Raw genomic sequence first — 6607 nt, 5'->3', positions numbered from 1 at the left:
GGACCGGCCCGGCCCCGGCGACGGAGGTGCCGGGCGTCCCCGCGCCGCGCACCGGCGACGACGTTCGGACCGACACCGGTACCGGCACCGACACGCGGTCGGCGACCGGCACCGAGGCGCGGCTGGGCGTCCTGATCGGTGGCACCCCGAACCCGCCGGAGGCGGCGCGCGCCGGGCAGGCCGGGGCGCCCGGGCGTCCCGAGGAGCGGCCCGCGATGCGGGCCACCGCCGAGCTCGTCCGGCTCGGCCGGGGCACCTGTCTGGTGGTGCTGCCCGCCTGGCGGCCCGCGATCGCCGTATCGGTGCCGACCGAGCACCTGCTGAGCGCCACCGGCCTCGCCTATGAGCGACTGCCGGAGGCACGGCTCTCCGTCGTGATCAACTCCGGCGCGCTGCACGACCGGGAGTTGGAGCCGCGGGACTGGAAGGCCGGACCGCCCGGGCGGGCGGGCCGTCGCGGCGGGCGCGGCACGGTCTAGGGGAACGGCCCTGGAGCACGGCCGGTCGGGGACGGGCCGGTTCAGGAACGGGCGGGCCGGGCGTTCGGGATGTAGCCGAGGTCGACGGGCTCGGGTGCGCGGCGGTCGGTGAGCCAGCCCTCCCGGACGGCCGCCAGCAGGTCGGACAGCCGGGGCGGCCAGAGGGCGTCCGCGTTCTGGTCGGCGAGGTCCTCCGGGGTCCACCAGCGCCAGTCGAGGATCTTGTCGGCGGCGTGCATCGCGCTGACGTCGCCGACGGGGCCGCGGTGCGGGCCGCTGGTGAGGTAGATGTGCTCGTGCTGGCGGACGGGCGTGCCGTGCCAGGTGAAGTCGTGCTCCCAGGTGCAGAGCAGCGGGCCGGGTTCGAGGTCGGACCAGCCGGTCTCCTCCCAGAGTTCGCGGCGCGCCCCCGTCCACGGTGACTCGCCGGGCTCGATGCCGCCGCCCGGCATGGTCCAGTGCACGCCGACCTCGCTGTTGTCCGAGCGCAGGAGGAAGACGGAGCCCCCGTCGTCCAGGACGACCGTGCGGGCCGCCTGCCGCGGGATCCTTCGCGCGTTACGCCACAGGTTTCGCATCGGGCCACTCTCGCAGCGGGCCGCTCGGGGCGTCGAGCGGATTCCGCCGGGCGGCCCGGGCGCGGTCGGCGGGGCTCCGGAACGGACTGCCGGACGGGTGCCCGACCGGTGTCCGGACGGGCCCGTCCGGGCGGGTCGAGGCCTGTGACGTCGGGGTTTTGACGGCCCGCCGATCAGCCGGTGGCCTTACCCTGACGCCCATGCCCGCACCCGCCTTTCTCCTTCCCGCCCATCCGCTGGACCCGCGCCGGGTCGACCCGCAGTTCGCGTGGGAGGCCAGGCTGCTGCGCGATCTGGGCGGCGAGCACCACCTGGTCGACCATGACGCGCTGCTCGCCGGGGCGGCGCACACGGCCGTGCGCGGCGTGCCGGCGGGGCGCGGACCGTTCTGGTACCGGGGATGGATGCTCCCCTCGCACCGCTACGCGGAGTTCGCCGCCGCCCTGGCGGAGCGCGGGGGGCAGCTGTTGACCAGTCCGCCCGGGTACGCCTCGGCACACGAACTGCCGGGCTGGTACGAGGTGTTCGAGGGGGCCACGCCGCAGAGCGTCTGGTTGCCGCTGGCGGGCGCCGGGGCCGAAGCCGGAGCCGGGGTGGAGGTCGGGCCGCCGAGTGCGGAGCGGCTGGCGGCCGCCGTCGCCCGGCTCGGCGGGCGGGGACCGGCGATGGTCAAGGACTACGTGAAGTCCCGCAAGCACGAGTGGGACGAGGCCTGTTACATCCCGGAGCTGGCGGACCTGCCGGCGGTCGAGCGGGTGGTCGCGCGGTTCGTGGAGCTGCAGGCCGAACACCTGGCGGGCGGTGTGGTGCTGCGGCGGTTCGAGGAGTTCACCCGGGTGGTGTGGGACACCCACGGCGGCCCGTCCGACGGCGGATCGTCCGGCAGTGGACCGTCCGACGGCGGATCGTCCGGCGGTGGACCGGAGGGGGCGTCGGACGGGCGGCGGCGGGCGGTGGAGGCCCGGGTGTGGTGGCTGGACGGCGAGCCCGTGCTGGTCGGGCCGCATCCGGACCTGCCCGGCTGCCCGGCCGCTCCCGATCTGTCCGTGGTCCGGCCGCTGGTGCGGGCGCTGGGCTGCCGGTTCGTCACCACCGACCTCGCCGAGCGGGCCGACGGCTCCGGCTGGCGGGTGGTCGAGGTCGGGGACGGGCAGGTGAGCGAGCTGCCCCGGGGGATCGATCCCTCGGCGCTGTTGATCGCCCTGCTCGCGGCATGACCAGGGCGGCGTGACCAGGGCGGCGGGCCCGTTCCGGTGCCCGCCGCCGTGCGGTCCGGCTATCCGACGATCATGTCGGAGGCCGGTTCGGGCGCGTCCCCCTTCGCGCCGTGCCCCTCCGCCACGAACGCCTGCCAGAGGCGGGTGTACGCCCCACCCAGGGCGAGCAGTTCGGCGTGCGTGCCGTCCTCGACCACCCGGCCGTGGTCCAGGACCACGACCCGGTCGGCGCGCTCGGCGGTGGTCAGCCGGTGCGCGATGACCAGCGTGGTGCGACCGCCGCTGAGCCGGTCCGCGGCGTGGTTGACCGCCGCCTCGGTGGCCAGGTCGAGGGCCGCGGTGGCCTCGTCCAGCAGCAGGACGTCCGGGTCGACCAGCTCAGCCCGGGCCAGCGCGATCAGCTGGCGCTGGCCCGCCGAGAGGTTGCGCCCCCGGCCCGCGACCTCGTGGTCGTAGCCGTCGGACAGTCGGACGATCATGTCGTGCGCGCCGACCGCCCGGGCCGCCGCCTCCACCTCGGCCGCCGAGGCGTCGGGCCGGCCGTACGCGATCGCCTCGCGGACCGTCCCGGCGAACAGGTAGGCCTCCTGCGGGACCACGCCGAGCCGGTGCCGGTACTGGGCCAGGTCGTAGCGGGTCAGGTCCACGCCGTCGACCCGCACGGTGCCGGCGGTCGCGTCGTAGAACCGGGCGACCAGCTTGACCAGGGTCGACTTGCCGGCCCCCGTCTCGCCGACCAGTGCCACCGTCTGTCCGGCGGGGATCCGCAGGCTGACGTCGGTGAGCACGTCCGGAGCGCCGTCCGCGCCGCCGTTGTAGGCGAAGCCGACGTGGTCGAACTCGATCTCGCCGCGCAGTCCGGCCGGGACCGGCACCGGGTCGGCGGCCTGCGCGGTGCTGGTGGGGGTGCGCAGCAGCTCACGGGTCCGGCCCAGGCCGACCGCCGCCTGCTGGTAGCCGTCGAAGATCTGGGAGAGCTGGTTGACCGGGGCGAAGAACAGGTCGATGTAGAGCAGGTACGCCACCAGCGCGCCGACGGTGAGCGTCCCGGCGTCCACCCGCGACGCACCGACGATCAGCACCAGTGCGGCGGCCACGCTGGAGAGGAACTGCACGAACGGGAAGTAGATCGAGATGTAGAGCTGCGCCCGGACCCGGGCGTCCCGGTAGGCGATGCCGCGGGCGACGAAGCGGTCGGTGTTGGTGTCCAGCCGGCGGAACGCCTGGACGATCCGCATGCCGGCCACGTTCTCCTGCAGGTCGGCGTTGACCGTGCTGATGAGGTCCCGGGAGATCTCGTACTGGGCCTTGGACTTCCGGCGGAAGACCAGGGTCGCCACCACCAGCAGGGGCAGCACCGCGAAGACCGCCAGGGCGAGTCCGGCGTCGATCACCAGCAGGGCCGCGAGGATGCCGAGGAAGGTCAGCAGGCTGACCACGGCGGTGACCACGCCGGTCTGCAGGAACGAGGTGAGCGAGTCCAGGTCGGTGGTCATCCGGGTCATGATCCGGCCGGAGAGCTCGCGCTCGTAGTAGTCGAGGCCGAGCCGGTTGAGGTGGGCGAAGATCTTGAGCCGGAGCGTGTAGAGCACCCGTTCACCGGTGCGGCCGCTGACCCGGTTCTCGGCGCTCTGCACCAGCCAGTCCAGCAGGACGACCGCCAGGGCGGCGAGCGAGGCGACGGTGACGCCGGTCATGACGCCCTTGTTGACGCCGTCGTCGATGCCGTGCCGGATCAGGATCGGCAGGACCAGGGCGGCACCGGCGTCCAGGGCGACCAGCAGCAGCGCGAGGGCGAGCGGGGCGCGGAAGGGGCGCAGCAGGCGGCGGAGGCTGAAGTCGGGGTCGCCGCGTTCGGCCTCGTCGCGGGGGATCGCCGGGGTGTCGGTGGCCGGCGGGAGGGCGGCGACCTTGGCGAGCAGGTCGGGGGCGGCGGTGCGGGCGGCCCTGGCCAGGGCCGGGGTGGACATCGCGGGGCGCGCGGGCGGCGCGGCGGCGGGCGTCTCCGTCGGGTCGGCCGGGCGCTGGTCGTTCGCCGGGTCCTGGGCGTTCGCGGGGTCCTGCTTGTTCGCGGGGTTCGGCGGGCTCGCCGAGCCGGCCGGGTCGGCCGGGTTCGCCGGCTCGGGCGCGGCGGGGGCGCGACCGGCCTCGGGATCGGTGATCAGGGCCCGGTACCGGGGACATCGGGCTTCGAGTTCCTCGTGCGTACCGAGGTCCAGCAGCCGGCCGCGGTCGAGGACGGCGATCCGGTCGGCCAACTGGAGGGTGGAGCGCCGGTGGGCGATCAGCAGCGTGGTGCGGCCGGCCATGACGGAGCGCAGCGCGTCGTGGATCTCCGCCTCGATCTGCGGGTCGACCGCCGAGGTGGCGTCGTCCAGGAGCAGGATGCGGGGGTCGGTGAGGATCGCCCGGGCCAGGGCTATGCGCTGGCGCTGGCCGCCGGAGAGCGTCAGGCCCTGCTCGCCGACCTTGGTGTCGTAGCCGTCGGGCAGGGCCCGGACGAACTCGTCGGCCTGGGCGGCGCGGGCGGCGGCGACGATCTGCTCGTCGGTGGCGTCGGGGCGCCCGTAGGCGATGTTGGTGCGGACCGTCTCGGAGAAGAGGAAGCTCTCCTCGGGCACGGTGCCGACGGCCGCCCGGACCGAGTCCAGGGTCAGGTCGCGCAGGTCGTGGCCGTAGAGGCGGACGGTGCCGGCGGCCGGGTCGTAGAAGCGCGGCACCAGTTGCGCGACGGTGGACTTGCCGGAGCCGGAGGCGCCGACCAGGGCCAGGGTCTCGCCGGGTGCGAGGCGCAGGCTGAGGCCGTGCAGGACGGGCGCGGGGTGCTCGGGGTCGTAGCGGAAGCCGACCTGGTCGAACTCCAGCGCCACCTCGGTGGTGAGCGGGCCGACCACGCGCGGGGCGGCGGACTGGTCTGGGGTGCGGGTGGGGTCGAGGTCGAGGGTGACGGCGTCCGGACGCTCCTGGACCAGCGGGCGCTCGTCGATCAGCTGGAGCACGCGCTCGACACCGGCCCTGGCCTGCTGGCCGACCGTGATGACCATGGTCAGCATCCGGACCGGGCCGGTCATCTGGGCCACGTAGGTGGAGAAGGCGACGAAGGTGCCGAGCGAGACCCGGCCGTTGACCGCCAGCCAGCCGCCGAAGGCCAGCACCGCCACCTGGGCGAGCGCGGGGATCGCCTGCATGGCGGGGTTGTAGCGGCTGTTGAGCCGGATCGAGCGGAGCCGGGCCGCGAAGAGGTGGCGCGAGGCCGCCTCCAGCTTGTCCAGCTCCTGGGTCTCCTGGCCGAAGCCCTTGACCACCCGCACGCCGCCGATCGCCTCGTCGACCACGCCGGCCACGGCCGCGGCCTCCTGCTGGGCGGCCCAGGTGGAGGGGAAGAGCCGCTTGCGGCTGAGCGTCGAGATCCACCACAGCGCCGGGGCCATCACCAGGGCGACCAGGGTGAGCGGCGGCGAGAGCCAGACCATCACGCCCAGCGACATGGCGAACATGATCAGGTAGCCGGTCATCATCGGGAGCATCGAGAGCAGCCCGTTGACCAGCTGGAGGTCGGAGGTCGCGCGGCCGACGACCTGGCCGGTGTCCAGGCGGTCCTGACGGTGACCGTCGAGCCTGCCGAGCGAGCGGAAGAGGTCGGCGCGCAGGTCGTGCTGGACGTCGACGGCCAGCTGCCCGCCGTAGTAGCGGCGGACCTGGGTGCAGCCGAACACCACGGCGGCGGCCAGCAGGAGCACCACGGCCCACGGGGCGAGCGGGCGGGTGTGCGCGGTGATGACGTCGTCGATGATCACCTTGGTGACCAGGGGCACCAGGGCGGTGACGGCCATGCCGAGGAGCGAGGCGCCGAAGGAGAGCAGCACGCTGCGCCGGGAGCGCCAGCAGTAGCCGAGCAGCCGCCGGAGCCAGCCCGCACCGTCGGCGTCGTCGCCGGTATTGGTGCTGGTGTGGGGGCTGGCGGAGGTCGTGGGGTCCGGGTCCGGGCCCGGTCGGGCGTGCCCGTCCCCGGGCCCGCCCGGGGCATCGGTTCGGGTGCCGCTCGGGGAAAGCTCCACCGTAGATCCGTGAGTCTCAGGCATATTTAGGGATGCTAACCATTCCGTCGGGTGGCCGCCATGGAGTTTCAGGCCAGGGCGAGCCGGGGATCCCGGCCCGACGGAGGAGGCAACAGCCCGCAACCTGCGCTGATTCCCGGCGGACCGGACCGGCACGCCCGCTACCAGGGTCGCCGACGGGCGCGGAGCCGCCCACCGCCCACCGGCGCAGGGGGCCGACCTCCCTTGGTCCTAGGCCATCGGGCCGAGCGCGCGCCCGCTCGCGACCCGCGCCG

Annotated in this window: 3 protein-coding genes and 1 pseudogene; 2 read left to right on the top strand and 2 right to left on the bottom strand. The window is 74.7% G+C overall.

Translation table 11 applies throughout. The features are described from left to right. Nucleotides 1–479: pseudogene (locus ABD308_RS38110) on the top strand (hypothetical protein); the annotation flags it as partial. A 41-nt stretch (nt 480–520) separates the two neighbouring features. Here ABD308_RS38110 and ABD308_RS38105 read toward each other — a convergent pair. Next, nucleotides 521–1057 (bottom strand): NUDIX hydrolase, encoded by a 537-nt coding sequence (locus tag ABD308_RS38105; protein WP_344345456.1) that lies wholly within the window; start codon nt 1055–1057, stop codon nt 521–523. A 200-nt stretch (nt 1058–1257) separates the two neighbouring features. Between ABD308_RS38105 and ABD308_RS38100 the strand changes: the two genes are divergently transcribed. Continuing rightward, the gene (locus tag ABD308_RS38100) at nt 1258–2274 is read left to right on the top strand and encodes an ATP-grasp domain-containing protein (RefSeq protein ID WP_344345454.1); all 1017 of its coding nucleotides are present in this window, start codon (nt 1258–1260) and stop codon (nt 2272–2274) included. 59 nt (nt 2275–2333) lie between these two features. Here the strand turns inward: ABD308_RS38100 and ABD308_RS38095 are convergent, their stop codons facing one another. Beyond that, complete coding sequence (locus tag ABD308_RS38095) at nt 2334–6173, bottom strand: ABC transporter ATP-binding protein (protein WP_344345458.1); 3840 nt, start codon at nt 6171–6173, stop codon at nt 2334–2336. Nucleotides 6174–6607: the final 434 nt, after the last annotated feature.

The organism is Kitasatospora putterlickiae, assembly GCF_039527695.1.
In the GTDB taxonomy this organism is placed as follows: Bacteria; Actinomycetota; Actinomycetes; order Streptomycetales; family Streptomycetaceae; genus Kitasatospora; species Kitasatospora putterlickiae.
The sequence above is the reverse complement of the archived record's forward strand: the minus strand, read 5'-3'. Positions and strand labels throughout refer to the sequence as shown.